Source organism: Rhodococcus artemisiae (genome assembly GCF_036327795.1).
In the GTDB taxonomy this organism is placed as follows: domain Bacteria; phylum Actinomycetota; class Actinomycetes; order Mycobacteriales; family Mycobacteriaceae; genus Rhodococcus; species Rhodococcus artemisiae.
Genome location: NZ_JAUTXY010000026.1, coordinates 1 through 13,882, shown reverse-complemented (window position 1 = coordinate 13,882; position 13,882 = coordinate 1). Strand labels below are relative to the sequence as shown.

The window sequence follows — 13,882 nt, the reverse complement described above, 5'->3', positions numbered from 1 at the left end:
TTCGGCAGCGAAGCCTATCAACGAGCTCGCTGGGAGTTGGCTGGTGGCGATCTGACGCCGGGACCTGGAAGCCGCCACTTTGGAGGGGAAGTCGGTTCATGTCGCGGAGGTACCGTCCCAGAACCCGCGCTCCTCGAGCATCGCGACGGCCTCGTTTGCGCCTTGCAGAAAGTGGTGTTTCATTGCCTGTCGAGCGTCGGGTCCCGAGCGTGAACGCAAGGCATCGAGCAAGTCTCGATGCTCCGCGTCCGCTTCGGCGGCCATTCGTGCGTGGGACTCGTAGAAGCCGAGTGGGAGGGGGCTGCCGAGCATCTTCAAGGTTGCGATGAGACGCGGAGAGGCCGCCGCATGATTGATCAAGCTGTGAAACCTGAAATTCAATTGCTCCCGGGCCTGTTCGGTGGTGGCTCGTTCCATTCCATCGGCAAGTTCCTCGAGCTCGTTCAGTTCCGCATCGGAGAGGTACTGAGCGGCACGCTCGGCGGCGCGACCGGAGATGGAGGCCAGCATCCAGTAGTGGTCTCGGATGTCCTGCTGGGAGAGCGGTACGACAAAGGCGCCCCGGCGCGGAATCATCTCGATGATTCCCTCGCCCACGAGGGCGGCCAGGGCCTCTCGAACGGGGATCCTGCTCATACCGATCTCTTCGGCGAGAGATTCCTGATCGACCCGCATCCCCGCTCGGAGCTCTCCTGCGAAGATGCGCCGCCGAATCTCGTCCATCGCCACTTGCTTCAGACTGCTCGGGAGCGCGACCTTTCTGGCTGCAGGATAGGCGGCCTCTGTGTACGCCATGCCAGTCGACCCCATTCCACTCTGAATACAATAGCCCCGTAACAGATACTATCTGCAGGATATCGGTTACATTATACGATCCTACGTAGCGACTCGGGGGCTTGTGGACTGCGGGGTGAACCAGAGTGTCGGCGACCGTGCTGCCCCGCAGAACGACGACGCGTTCGGTGCGCCGGGCGTCGTGGTGGCCAGGTAGGCCTCGGGGCTCTTCGACCACTTCTCCGACAGCAGTGTTCCGTCGCGTCCGCGGATCCGGTTCGCGATCGGTGGATGACTCACGTCGAAGCCGGTGCCGAAGATGATGACGTCGATTTCGCGGCGGGTGCCGTCGGCTCCGACGACCACGCGTCCGTCGACCTCGGCGAGGGCGTGCGGAATCAACTCGACGTTGCTCTTCGTCAACGCCGGGAGATACGTGTTGGACAGCAGGAGGCGTTTGCATCCGAGCGTGAAGTTCGGTGTCAGGGCCGCGCGAAGTGCCGGGTCCGGTACCTGCCTGGCCAGCCAACAGGTGCCGATAGGGTTGAGGAGCCGGGCGGTCCGTTCGCGGCGCATCACCGAAGTGAGCGTCCACAGGATGACGTCGAGGAGCCGCCGGAACGCGCGCTGCACCGCGGGCACCCGCGCGAACACCCACTGGGCGATCCGGTGCGGTCAGAAGCGTGGCTTTCGACCTTCGCGGTGCGATGCCAGGCCCTCGCGCACTTCGGGTCCTCCGAAGCCGTAGAACTCGAGCGCGAGCGAGGAGTCGAAGATGGCGCCGGCGACCTGCCGGTACCAGTTGTTCAGCGATTGTTTGGTCCATCGGATGGCGTTCGGGGCACCGGTGGCCAGTTCGAGGGCGACCTCGCGGGCTGTGGAAAGGACGTCCGCTTCGTCGACGCACAGGGAGACGAGACCGATGCGCTCGGCTTCTTCCCCGCTGAGTGGGCGGCAGGTCATCAGGTAGTACTTGGCTTTCGCCATTCCACACAGCAGGGGCCAGCACACGGCGGCGTGGTCGCCGGCCGCGACACCGAGCCGGGTGTGGCCGTCGATGATCTTTGCGGTTCTGCTGACCACCGACACGTCGGCGAGCACGCCGGCGACGAGTCCGGCACCGACCGCCGGCCCGTGGATCGCGGAAACGATCGGTTTCGAGCAGTCGATGATGTTGTAGACCAGGTCCCTGGCCTCGCGCATCGTGCGGGTGCGGGTGTCGTAGTCGTTGCTCAACTTCTCGACCAGATCGAACGATCCTCCCGCGGAGAATCCTCTCCCTTCGCCGCGTAGGATGATTGCCTTCACGGCCGGGTCGGCGTCGAACTCCCGCCAGATGACGGCCAGATCGGCGTGGGCGTCCTCGCTGACGGCATTGAGGTGGGGGGCGTCGAGCACGAGTTCGATCACACCTGCCTCGTCCGGTCCTTCAACGCGCAGGTTGGGGTAGTTGTCGTAACGGCTCATGCTCGGTCTCCAGAGGGGGTGGGCGCAGGATCTTCGGAGCGGTCCCCGGCGCGAGTGGGGGTGGTGTTTCGGTCACGGTGCCCGAGGAACAGACCCGTTCGGTCGAACGAGCGCAGTCGTTGGACGTCCTCTGGCGTGACTGGGGGGAGTTCCTGCAGATCGTTGCTGATCGTGAGGTCCCACCCGCAGTGGGTGCGGACGTGGGCGATCCGCTCGGTGAGCGGTTCGGGGCCGGGAGCGATGTGTGTGAGTACGAGGTCGCCGTTGTGCATGGTCAGTGTTCCCAGATCGGTGACCACGGCGTGGACGCGGTGGCCGGGACTGGTGACGTAGCTGCAGTCCTCGACGAACCGTCGCCGGCTCATCGTGCCGATGACGAGGGTTTCGTCGGCGGTGGTCACCACGTCGTTGCCGCCGCCGGAGCCCACCAGGTAGGGCCCGGGGTCGATTCGGGTGGTGTTGATGTTGCCGTGTCGGTCGATCTGGGCGGAGCCGACACACGCGATCGTGCGCAGGCGTGGGCACCCGATCAGACCGCCGAGAACCTGCTCGGTGTCGAGCAGCATGGAGGCGGCGGGGAAGTTGGCGAAGCTGAAGATGTACGGGTCCCCGGGTTCCGGTGTGTAGTTCCACAGCCCGAGTTCGGCCGCGAGTGCGACTTTATGGCCGGACGATCTGGCGCGTTCGGCACCCACCCATGCCGCGAGGTTGGCCAGGCCTGCCCCGGCGAGGACCGCGTCGGCGGAGGTTGCCGCGATTCTCCGGTCGAGTAGGTGGCTGAACCACACCGCCGCATGCTCGGCGGCGGTGGGTGGTGTCGTGGGGTCTATGGTGTCGGCCGACGGCAACAAGCTGTGTGTGGACCGGGCGAGTTCGTCGAGCCGGTGAGACCCGAGTTTCGCCAGGTAGGCGTCGTGGTCGACCGGGTCGAGGATCCATTCTCGGATCCAGTCGTCGAAGTCGGGTCTTCTGCTTGCCTCCCGGGCGTCGATCCAGAACGGGATATCCTCGGCGTATCCGTCGACGGGAAGCCTGGCGCCGGCGGTACCGGGGAACACGCCGCCCGGGTGCGCGCCGAACGGAGCCTCGACAATGCCGAGTACCCGGTGCGCGGGGATCCGGACCAACGATGACCAGGGGCTCAGGTCATCGACCACCTTCTCCACCGTTGCCAGCACACCTCGCCGGGCGGCAAAAGCGCCGACCGCCCCTTCGAACATCGGGGGAGCGATCGCCAGGTTTCCCTGCCGGTCGGCGACGGCGGCGTGCACCAAGGCGACATCCGGTACCAGGGGGGCGACCAGGCTGACCCGGCCGAAACTCGAGTCGACTTCCTCGTACGCGGCGTTCGCAGTCATCGACGATCCGCGGACCGACCCCGTGACGACGGCGGGAACGCCGGTGGCGGCGGCCCGCAGTCGCTGGATATAGGTCAGAAACGACCAGTTCTCCACCTCGACAGTGCCGGACGAGTACGCCTGTTGGAACACCGGATTGGGTGTGAACACGGGGAACGAATCGCCCGAGTACACGGTGATCACCTTCCTCACCGCGCCCGATCGGAAGAGCACGGCGCCGAGTGAGGAGAGGCTCGCCATTATCAGGGTGAAACCGGCAGGGGTTCCCCAGTGTTGGCGAACGAGCTCACGAACGAGGGCGCTCCAGCGGCTGTGTCCCATGATGACGTGAATGGCGTCGCCGGGATGGATGTGACGGGAGACGGCCTCGGTCAGGGTGCAGAAGTCGACGTTGCGGTTCCTCGCGCCGGCGGGAGGAACACTCTCGGCGACGGTCGCTGGTTCGGGTGCAGTCACTCAGGCACCCACCTTGATTGCCTGCCCGGTCACGTTGCGGCTGTCGGTGGAGGCGAGGAACAAGATCACATCGGCTACCTCGTCCGGCTCGCCGTCCCGCTCGAAGAAGCGTTTCGCGCGGTACGAGTCGACGTACTCGGCGGCAACTCCGGCGGTGAGGCGCTCGTTCCAGATCAACCCGGGAATCACGGCGTTCGACCGGATCCCCTCCTTGGCGCCTTCCACCGCCAGTGCCCGGGTCAGTCCGAGAACACCCGCCTTGGCGGAGGCGTAGGCGACCTCGCCGAACGGCGCCGGCGACTCGGCGGCGAGGGAGGAAACGTTGACGATCGCCGGGGACGACGACTGGCGCAGCAGTGGCCAGGCGGCACGCGCGTGGAGGAAGTGGGAGGTCAGGGAGGTGTGAAGGACGGTGTTCCAGTTCTCGAGTGTCATGGACGGAAACTCCGCCAGTTGGTTGAGCCCGACGCTGTTGATCAGAACGTCGAGGCGACCGTACGTCGATGCCACTTCGGCGAACAGGTCGTTGACCTGGTCCTCGTCCGCGGCGTCGACAACCGTCGCAAGCACGCGGTCCGCAGGATATATCTCGGCCAGCTCGGATCGAAAGTGGTTTATTCGCTTGGTATTTCGGTCGGTGATGACGACGGTGGCCTCTTCACGCAGCAGGCGTTTGACCACTGCGGAGCCGATTCCGGCGCCCGCCGCGGCGTTGACGAGCACGACATTCTTTTCGAATCGATTGGTCATCGGATTGCCTCCTGGCGTTCGTCGACGGGTTTCTGCAGCCGGTAGTCCGACAAGTTGGCGTCGTTGGTCATGGTCCACCAGTCGACGACCCGCCACGGATTGCTGACCACGACTCTGCCGCGGGAGTTCTGGTAGTAGCTGTGGACGCCGGGGTGGGTCCAGATCATTCGCTGGTGTGCCGCATCGACATCGTCGTTGTACTTGTCGTTGACTTCCGGCAGGCAGTCGACAACCGTGGCACCGGCCTGAAACATCTTGCCCAGCAGACTGATCACGTACCTCATCTGGCATTCCAGATAGAAGATCAGACTTCCGCCGTGTCCGGCCTGGGTGTTGGGACCGTACAGGCAGAACATGTTCGGGAAGTCGGGCACCGTGGTTCCGAGGTAGGCGCGAGCGTCATCGCCGTCCCAGACTTCGCGCAGCGAGCGTCCCGACCGGCCGGTCAGCTCGAACGAGGACAGGAAGTTCACGACATCGAAGCCGGTGGCGAAGACGAGGACGTCCAATTCGACCTCGCGTCCGTCGGCCAGTCGTACTCCCTTCGGGGTGATCTCCGCGATCGAGTCGGTGACCAGTTCGACGTGGTCGCGGGTGAGGGTGCGGTACCAGCCGTTGTCGAGCAGGATGCGCTTGCCGAAGGGCGGATAGTTCGGGGTGACCTTCTCGATCAGGTCGGGGCGCCCGTCGAGTTCGGACTCGATGTAGCGGGTGAAGAACTTCCGGTGGCCGTCGTTGATGGCGTTGATCGAGCGTTCCGGGTGCGGCCAGGCGGGGTCGCGCTGCAGTGCGCTGTACAGCTTGTCGTTGAGCGTCCATGCCAGGCGTTGGCGGTACCACGACCGGTAGAGGGGAACTTCCTGGAGGAGGAATCGGACCGACTCCGGTACCGGTGTGCGGAACTTCTCGAAAGGGGCAACCCAGTGGGCCGAGCGTTGAAACAGTGTGAGCGTCTGCGCCTTGTCGGCGACGGACGGGACGACTTGCATGGCACTGGCGCCGTTGCCGATGACACCGACTCGCTTGCCGGAAACATCGAGGTCGTCCGGCCACGTGGCGGTATGACAGGTGCGGCCCTCGAACCGGTCCATCCCGGGCAGGTCGGGAAGTTTGGGTTTGCCGAAGGCGCCGACCGCGCTGATCAGGATGTTGGAATGAAGGACCTCGCGGGTGCCGTCCGGGCGCACCACGTCGACGATCCACAGTTGGCGGCCTTCGTCCCAGCGCGCCGACGTCACCGTAGTAGAAAACCTGATGCATTCGCGCAGGTACCACTTGTCGGCGATGCCCTCGAGATACTGGTGCAGCTCATCTCGTGAGGCATAGTAGTGCGGCCAGTCGGCGATGTCCGTGGAGAAGGAATAGAGATAGCTGGGGACGTCGACCCCACAGCCGGGGTAGTGATTGTTGAACCAGCATCCACCCACGCTGGGGTTACGTTCGAGGACGGTGCAGTCGACGCCGACGTTGCGGAGCTGCCGGGCGGCCAGCATGCCGGAGATCCCGGCGCCGATGACGATTGCCGAGTAGCCGGGTGCCGGTGCGAACGGCGCGGTTTCTGCGGGTGCGGCAGGGCCTGCGGCGCGCAGATCGTCGAGAATCATCGGGCCGTACTCGGCGGGTACTTCCTCACCCATTGCGACCGACAGCATGCGGGTCATCAGGGCTTCGTCGGGTTCCGGGATCGCCACGGGTTCGCCATCGTGCCACCGACAGATGGCGTCCGCCGCTGCCTGACGAATGTCGTCCTGGACGGTGTCGGGGAGGCCGCCGGTGTCGTTCTCACTCAGTCCTTTTCCGCGAGTGGGGCGGTAGGGATCGTCCAGCCACCGCAACTCTCCGGTCAGCTGAACCAAGACCATCAGTAACGTGGGGATGTTCGCGTCGCGGACCGCGTCTGCGACGACTGAGTCGTAGGACCGTTTTCCGCGAGGGTTGTGTGAACGGCTTGTCATATCGAGGTGCTTTCGGGTCGGTAGAAAATCGTGGTGTGCGGTGCGAGTTCGGCAGCTGCCGGCCGCACTCGGGGAGCGTGCCGGTGTTTCAGCCGTTCACCAGCCGGTCCCGGCCGATCCAGAACCGCTCCTTGACTTCCCGCCGCTTGATCTTTCCTGTCCCCGTCTTCGGAAGTTCGTCAACGAATTCGACGGTACGCGGCCGCTTGTACGGGGCGATCGACGACAGACAGGCCTGCTCGACCTGGTCCTGGGTCACTTCGCACCCTTCTCGAAGGGCGATGACGGCATGGACGGTCTCCCCCCAACGCTCGTCGGGAATCCCGACGACGGCGACCTCTGCCACTTCGGGCAGGCTGTAGATGGCGTTCTCGACCTCGGTGGGATAGACGTTGAACCCGCCGGAGACGATCATGTCCTTCTTGCGGTCGACCACGTGGAGGAAGCCATCGGTCATCCGCCCCACATCGCCGGTGGCGATCCAGCCTCCTTCGAGGAGGGTCTCCGCGGTCTCGGCGGGCAGATTCCAGTAGCCGGACATCGCTGCGTCGCCGCGAACCTGGATCTCTCCGGACTCGCCGTCGGCTGCGGGGCCGTCGGCGGTCATCAACCGCATCTCGACGAACGGGCTGACTCGCCCCGCGGACGCGAGGCGCTCCGGAACTGTCCCCGCTGGGTCGAAGTCGTGGTCCTGCTTGGAAAGGTAAGAGTTGTAGGGCATTTCGGTGAGGCCGTAAGACTGAACAAACACGGGACCGAATGCCTTGATTGCGCGTGCGAGACGGTCCGGGGCGATCGGCGAGCCGCCATAGATCACGGTGTGCACACTCGAGACGTCATACTGTCCGGATTCGAGGGTGGGAAGAAGCATGTTGATCATGGTCGGCACGAGCGGAAGAACTGTGGCGCGGTGCTTCTCGACGACGCTGAGCAGTTGTCCCGGATCGAAATGGTCGAGGGCAAGCTGCTGTGCACCCCGCATGAAATAGGCCATCATCGCGTAGCCACTCAGATGAGTGAGGGGCGCGGTATGCACGAGGAAGTCGTCAGTCGACGCTCCGGGCAGTTCCACCAGGATATTTCGCAGGATCGACAGCAAACTTCGGTGAGTGTGCATGACACCCTTCGGTTTGCCACTCGTGCCGGAGGTGTAGGGCATCCACACCAGGTCGTCGGGTCGGATGTCGACGGCTTCGGCTTCTGCGTCTCCGAACAGGGAACTGAACGGGATCGCGGTGGGAGCGCTGACATCGTCGATGCTCACCAGCCTTCCGCTGAAGGAAGCGAGTTCAGCCGCCAGCTCGCTCGTGCGTTCGCCGTCGACGATGACGATCCGGGCGCCCGCATCGTGAACGATTTCGGCCACTTCCCGCTGGTGCAGGCGGTAGCTGAGCGCGACGCGGACGAAGCCGCCGATGGCCAGGGCGTGGTCGATGGTGAAGCACTCGGAGCGGTTCTTGGTCAGAACGACGACGCGGTCACCCTTGGTGGCGCCGAGGGATCCGAAACCTGCGACAAGGCGGCGCGCGTCCCGGCCCAGCTCTCGATAGGTGGTGACGTTGCCGGACAGGTCGACGACCGCCGGAAGATCTGCGTACTCGGCGTATCCCCGCCGCAGAACGGATGCCACGGTAGGTCCCGGAGCCTGTGTGTCGTTCGGGGTGTGCAAGTTGTTGGTCACGTGGGGACTCCTTCGATCACGTGGGGATTATGCTCACTCTCGGCAGCGTCTGATATTCAATATACAAAAATTGGAGCGATGGCGAAAGGGTGTGTTTCGGAAACACCGCTCGGCGAGCGAATGCGAGCCGGCCTCATCGTCGATCGGCAGGGGTGGTTCCGGCGTTCGCGACGCCCAGGAGTACGGCCGATGTGGTGATCACAATCGCGCGAGCCATCGGGCACGGTCTGCGAACGCCCGGACCGCCGCGTCGGTACCGGGGGCAATCCACTCGAATGAATGTGGAACACCAGCAATCACACGAAGTTCCGTCGATACTCCGGCGCCCAGGAGGCCTAGGGCATACCGAACGACTTCGTCCCGAAAGATGTCGATCTCTCCCACTTCGAGATAGGACGGCGGAAGGTCGGAGAAGTCCTGGCACCTCGCCGGTGCCGCCCACGGTTCTACAGCGTCACTGCCGGCGGCGCGGCCCAGCAGGGCGCGCCATCCGGTCTCGTTGTCGCCGTACGTCCAGAATGCCGACGGTTCGATATGCACGTCGGGCTGCAGCGTTCGGTCATCGAGCATGGGGTAGACGAGGAGCTGACGGGCGATGCGGGGTCCGCCGCGCTCGCGGGCGAGCAGTGCGACCGCGGCTGCCAATCCGCCACCCGCGCTCTCACCGACGACTCCGATTCGGGTGGGGTCTACCTCGAGGTCGGTCGCGTTGTCGTGTAACCAGGCGAGGGCGCTGTAGCAATCTTCGACGGGTATGGGGTGAGGGTGTTCGGGCGCGAGGCGGTAATCGATCGCCAACAGGGGGATGCCACTGTCCTGGGCGTACTTCGCGATCATGCGGTCGAAGAGTGCGACGCTTCCCAAGATCATGCCCCCGCCGTGAAAGAACAGTGCTGCTGAACCAGCCGGTCTGCCGGCTGGTCGGTACCAGGTTGCGCACAGGCGTGTGCCGTCGGCTGCCGTGATTTCGTACGGACAGCGGGTGACCTGGTCGTTGGCGGGAAGAGCGTGTGAGAGCCGATGCAGCAGCTTGGTGACCTGTGTTCGTCGTGTCCGCCAGTCGCCCACCGCGGGTGGCGTGCCGTCGGCGAGTGCCGCGAGCAGCGGTGCAGCGGCTTTCGATAGCTGGGGGTCGAGGAGAAATGGCATCGTGGTCGATCTCCGGAACGTCGAGTGCGAGGCGTTGGCAAAGTGTCGTGCGGTGGGAAACCGAAACGGCCTGCAGTGCCTGCAGTCCGCGCATCGAGCTATTCCCTTCCGCTTGAGGATATCGTATATTGGATTTCTTGGTGTGGCGTAGGCAACAGTCGGAACCTACCCAGGCAGAGTTCACCTGCATGTTCACCCCCGCGAAGGCCTCGCGCGCCTGCCGCAGGGCGTCGACATGTTGTGCATGTGCTCGCTCGAATTCATCGCCGGAGCAATAAGCGGAGGACCGCAATGGGCAAACCTGACGGACATAGCACTACGAAGGCATCCGAGCGTGACGTCTTCAAGGTGGCATCGGTCGCTGCGACTGCCACCAGCATCGAGTACTACGACTTCTTCATCTACGGCACGGCATCGGCTCTGGTGTTCCCCGCCCTGTTTTTCCCCGAACAGAGCCCCGTCACGGCACTATTGCTGTCGTTCGCGGCGTTCGGCATCGGCTTCATTGCGCGCCCACTCGGAGGGATGATCTTCGGCCATTTCGGTGATGTGGTCGGCCGGAAGAAGACGCTCGTCGCCGCGCTGGTGATGATGGGTGTGGCGTCGACGGTGGTGGGCCTGATGCCGACATACTCGTCGATCGGTCTGGCCGCACCCATCCTTCTGGTGGCGTTGCGGTTCATCCAGGGCATCGCCCTCGGCGGCCAGGGCGGCATCATCCTTCTTGCCGTAGAGGCAGCGCCCGCCCCTCGTCGAGGGTTTTTCGGAAGCTTCTCCTCCCTGGGCGCTCCCGGCGGCGTGTTGCTCGCCAATCTCGCGTTCTTGACCATCACGGCCCTGCTGCCGAACGACGCGCTGTTGGCATGGGCGTGGCGAGTTCCGTTCCTGCTGAGCCTCGGACTCGTCGCACTGGCGATCTACATTCACTTCAAGCTGGAGGAGACGCCGGCGTTCCAGCGGCTACAGCAGTCCGGAACAGACGCCGTCACCACGAAACAGGCCAAGCCGTCGGTAGTCCGGTCACCGCTCGTCACTGTGCTTCGGACGTATCCGAAAGAGATCGCCTTGACGATCGGCACGTACCTCGGCATCAACCTGACGTACTACATCTTCATCACCTTCGTTATCTCCTACGGCACCAACCCGCAGTACCTCGACATGCCGCGCAGCACCCTCCTCGCAGCGGTCCTGATCGGATCGATGGGTCAGATCATCGGACTACCGCTGGCAGGTGCGTTGTCCGACCGCTTCGGCCGCCGACGAGTGCAGTTGTATGGTGCTGCCGCGCTGGCAGTGTTCGTCTTCCCGTTCTGGGCAATGGTCGACACCCGCTCGTTCTGGTTGATCACCCTCGGCCTACTCATAGGCCTCGGTTTCCTCCACAGCCTGCTCTACGGCGTGCAACCGACGTTCTTCGCGGAAATCTTCTCCACCGAGGTGCGATTCTCCGGGGTATCGCTCGGTATCCAGATCGGATCGGTCCTCGGAGGTGCGTTCGCTCCGCTGGTCGCCACCGCACTGCTGGCACGGTACGGCTCGATCAGTATCGCGCTCTACATGTCAGCGGCCTGCCTACTCACCCTGCTCTCGCTGTGGCTGCTCAAGGAAACACATCCGAGCACCCGCCAGGCCCCGTCCCCGGCCGCCGAAGTTCGGCCTTCCGTGCTCGAATCGTGAGTTCGCGGCCACCGGACGATCGGGCGTCGGAGGTTCCTTCGTGATCACCCAGGAGTAGCGCGACGTTTCCTTCCTTCAGCAGACGTCGTGCCAGGTAGGTGTTCCGCACACGTGCAGCTCGTGCCAGCCGAGAACCGGTGAGGGATGCAGTCGCAATGCCCCTCATGTCATTCACCGCAACGGAAAGTCTTGCGGGAACTGCTGTCACAGTGGATGACTCACCACCCGGAATGGGACGCCGACGATCCGGCCGAAGTCTGTACCGCCTGGGCATTGCCTAGGCAGCAGGGATATCGTATATTACATTTCAGTGTGACAGGCGCCACAGCATGACCTCTGGGCGCACTGGAGCATGGCGATCTTCGAGCAGAGAGGAAACAGCGTGGCCAACTTGAACGGTGACGTCGCCCTGGTCACGGGGGCGGCGGGAGCCATTGGATACGAGATCTGTCGGGCCCTGCGTGATGCCGGTGCACGCGTGGCCGCTGTTGACATCGACGAGTCCGCCTTGGCCCGTGCGGTCGCGAACCTTGGCGGCGGAGACGATATCGAGTCCTTCGTCGCAGATCTCACCGACGACGAACAGACCGAGGCGCTGCCGGCAAGCGTGCGAGATCGGTTCGGCGCGCTCGACATCCTGGTGAACAACGCAGGCGCGCGGCAGGTCGCGCCGATGCTCGATATCACGTCCGCCGCGTGGCGGCGGACGCTCGAGATCGACCTCGTCGCGCCATTCGCGCTCTCGCGAGCCGCGATCCCAGCAATGATCGAGCAGGGTCGAGGAAAGATCGTCAACATCGCGTCGATGGCCGGGCTCGCGGCTTTCCGTGATCGAGCCGCGTACAGCGCGGCGAAGGCCGGCCTCATCATGCTGACAAAGGTGACCGCGGTGGAATATGGTCAGAAGGGGATTTGGTGTAACGCTGTCGCGCCGGGCGTCGTGGAAACCCCGATGACGACGTCGTTCTTCGAGTCCGAGGACATGACCGCCTCGATCCGGGCGAACACGCCGATGGGTCGCTGGTGTCAACCCGAGGAAATAGCCCAACCGGTGGTGTTTCTCAGCAGCCGAGCCTCCGACTACATCAACGGCACCGTTCTCCCGGTCGACGGCGGGTGGACCGCCGGATACGCCGGCGCGGAACTTTCACCGCCGCGAATTGGAGCATCGCGATGATCGATGACCGACGGCTCGAGGAACTGTCTGCCAAACAGGCCATCGCAGACCTGCTGCTGATCTACTGCCGGGGCATCGATAGATGCGACGCAGACCTAGTGAAGCAGGCGTTCTGGGAAGACGCCTACGACAACCACGGCGCGGACGCCGGGCCCGCATGGGAATTCGCCGACCGAATCGTCGCGTCGAAACTCGCCCGCACCGAATGGACCACCCACGCGGTCACCAACCATCTCGTCGAAATCGACGGTGATGTCGCGTTCTCCGAGGCCATCGTCCTCACATTTCAAAAACAAAGTGGCAGTGAAGAAATAAATGTCTTCTGCGGCCGCTATGTCGACCGGGTCGAGCGCCGCGACGACACCTGGCGGATCGCCTACCGGCAGATGATTCACGACTGGAGTGGCTCGACCGTTCTCGAGCCGTGGGCGCTGTCGAGCGTCGCGAGCGGCGCCTTCGTCCAGGGTGGACGCCGAAACCACGACTTCGTCACCGGTCCGGGACGAGAGCAGCTGATGAACAACGAGCTTCCGAGGAGTTGACGATGGTCACGAAAGCACGGGCGGCCGTACAAGTCGCCGACCGCAAGTACGAGATCCAGGAATTCGCGTTGCCGACGATCGAGTCGGACTCGGCGCTCATGCGGGTGGCCTGCGGATTATCGAGTCTCGGAAGTACCCGCTGGAGCGGATGCATACGCACACCTTCGGTCTGGAAGGCGTAGCGAAGGCCGTCGAAACGCTCGCCGGCCGCATCCCAGGTGAAGACGCCGTCCATCTCATGATCGCCCCCCACCTCTCCTGACGATTGTTCATCACACCTCTCCGATCTCACAGAAGCACCGAAGGAGTACCACCATGCCAAAAACCGCTGTGAAAGCGCCTGGAGTCGAAGTCGTACGCGAGCAGGTGACAGCCGAGGAGCTCACTGCGCTCGGCGTCGACCTCGACGGTGTCGATCCCGACGACTTCAAAAGGTATCCCGTGATCTCCGAAGGCGGCTGGTCGATCGTTGTCAAGAACCAGAAAACGCTCGAGACAGTCCACCGAGAACAGTGGCAGCTTCTCGGTCCGATCGAACTGACTTCCCACGGCCTGCACATCGCCTGACCCGAGTAATACAAGGAGCGAACCGCACATGATGATTGTCGGAGTGGACGTCGGTGGTACTTTCACCGACGTGGTTGCCGTCGAAGATGGCGTTATCAAGACGATAAAAGTATCCACCAACGTACAGGACACACACCTGCCAGTCTTGGAAGGAGCTCGCGAGGCCGGTGTGGAGCGAGCTGCCGTTTTCAACCACGCTAGCTGTATGAGGCCATGACGTTGGTGACACCGGTCCGGAGTTTGCTCGCGGGCGGCCGGTTACCGACGGCAGTATGCGGGCGATGATAGTTGTAGTGCACATTCCACACGTGTAGCGCCTGGGCGCGTTG

General features: G+C 63.8%; 14 protein-coding genes and 1 pseudogene. 6 read left to right on the top strand and 9 right to left on the bottom strand.

From position 1 onward, the window contains the following. Positions 1-96 precede the first annotated feature (96 nt). From Q7514_RS31285 to Q7514_RS31250, 8 genes are all read right to left on the bottom strand, one after another. Positions 97-795: a GntR family transcriptional regulator gene (locus Q7514_RS31285; protein WP_330137145.1), complete on the bottom strand. Its 699-nt coding sequence runs from the start codon at positions 793-795 to the stop codon at positions 97-99. Positions 796-876: 81 nt separating this feature from the next. Next, positions 877-1,407, bottom strand: coding sequence for an NAD(P)/FAD-dependent oxidoreductase (locus tag Q7514_RS31280; RefSeq protein WP_330137144.1), 531 nt, complete (start codon positions 1,405-1,407; stop codon positions 877-879). 42 nt (positions 1,408-1,449) lie between these two features. Further along, positions 1,450-2,241 carry an enoyl-CoA hydratase/isomerase family protein gene (locus Q7514_RS31275; RefSeq protein ID WP_330137143.1) on the bottom strand — a complete coding sequence of 264 codons (792 nt, stop codon included), beginning with the start codon at positions 2,239-2,241 and terminating at the stop codon, positions 1,450-1,452. Then, positions 2,238-4,055, bottom strand: a complete 1,818-nt coding sequence (locus tag Q7514_RS31270) for a CoA-transferase (protein WP_330137142.1) — start codon at positions 4,053-4,055, stop codon at positions 2,238-2,240. The genes Q7514_RS31275 and Q7514_RS31270 overlap by 4 nt, the downstream gene beginning before the upstream one ends. Next, on the bottom strand, positions 4,056-4,805 hold the full coding sequence (locus Q7514_RS31265) for an SDR family NAD(P)-dependent oxidoreductase (protein ID WP_330137141.1): 750 nt from the start codon (positions 4,803-4,805) through the stop codon (positions 4,056-4,058). Next, positions 4,802-6,760 (bottom strand): NAD(P)/FAD-dependent oxidoreductase, encoded by a 1,959-nt coding sequence (locus Q7514_RS31260; RefSeq protein WP_330137140.1) that lies wholly within the window; start codon positions 6,758-6,760, stop codon positions 4,802-4,804. Before Q7514_RS31260 ends, Q7514_RS31265 begins: the two co-directional genes overlap by 4 nt. An 88-nt stretch (positions 6,761-6,848) precedes the next feature. Beyond that, positions 6,849-8,441 (bottom strand): class I adenylate-forming enzyme family protein, encoded by a 1,593-nt coding sequence (locus Q7514_RS31255; protein ID WP_330137139.1) that lies wholly within the window; start codon positions 8,439-8,441, stop codon positions 6,849-6,851. A gap of 198 nt (positions 8,442-8,639) precedes the next feature. After that, positions 8,640-9,590 (bottom strand): alpha/beta hydrolase, encoded by a 951-nt coding sequence (locus Q7514_RS31250; protein ID WP_330137138.1) that lies wholly within the window; start codon positions 9,588-9,590, stop codon positions 8,640-8,642. Positions 9,591-9,881: 291 nt separating this feature from the next. Between Q7514_RS31250 and Q7514_RS31245 the strand changes: the two genes are divergently transcribed. The 6 genes from Q7514_RS31245 (at position 9,882) to Q7514_RS31220 (ending at position 13,770) form a co-directional block, all read left to right on the top strand. Then, positions 9,882-11,267: an MFS transporter gene (locus Q7514_RS31245; RefSeq protein ID WP_330137137.1), complete on the top strand. Its 1,386-nt coding sequence runs from the start codon at positions 9,882-9,884 to the stop codon at positions 11,265-11,267. A 382-nt stretch (positions 11,268-11,649) separates the two neighbouring features. Further along, entirely contained in the window at positions 11,650-12,444 is a 795-nt protein-coding gene (locus tag Q7514_RS31240; protein WP_330137136.1) for an SDR family NAD(P)-dependent oxidoreductase, read from the top strand. After that, positions 12,441-12,986 carry a nuclear transport factor 2 family protein gene (locus tag Q7514_RS31235; protein ID WP_330137135.1) on the top strand — a complete coding sequence of 182 codons (546 nt, stop codon included), beginning with the start codon at positions 12,441-12,443 and terminating at the stop codon, positions 12,984-12,986. The genes Q7514_RS31240 and Q7514_RS31235 overlap by 4 nt, the downstream gene beginning before the upstream one ends. A 2-nt stretch (positions 12,987-12,988) precedes the next feature. Then, positions 12,989-13,168, top strand: coding sequence for a hypothetical protein (locus tag Q7514_RS31230; protein WP_330137134.1), 180 nt, complete (start codon positions 12,989-12,991; stop codon positions 13,166-13,168). Between the two features lie 133 nt (positions 13,169-13,301). Further along, positions 13,302-13,553 (top strand): hypothetical protein, encoded by a 252-nt coding sequence (locus tag Q7514_RS31225; protein ID WP_330137133.1) that lies wholly within the window; start codon positions 13,302-13,304, stop codon positions 13,551-13,553. A 28-nt stretch (positions 13,554-13,581) separates the two neighbouring features. After that, positions 13,582-13,770, top strand: a complete 189-nt coding sequence (locus tag Q7514_RS31220; RefSeq protein WP_330137132.1) for a hydantoinase/oxoprolinase N-terminal domain-containing protein — start codon at positions 13,582-13,584, stop codon at positions 13,768-13,770. Here the strand turns inward: Q7514_RS31220 and Q7514_RS31215 are convergent. Further along, a pseudogene (locus Q7514_RS31215) lies at positions 13,751-13,882 on the bottom strand (IS481 family transposase); the annotation flags it as partial. The gene Q7514_RS31220 and the pseudogene Q7514_RS31215 overlap by 20 nt on opposite strands.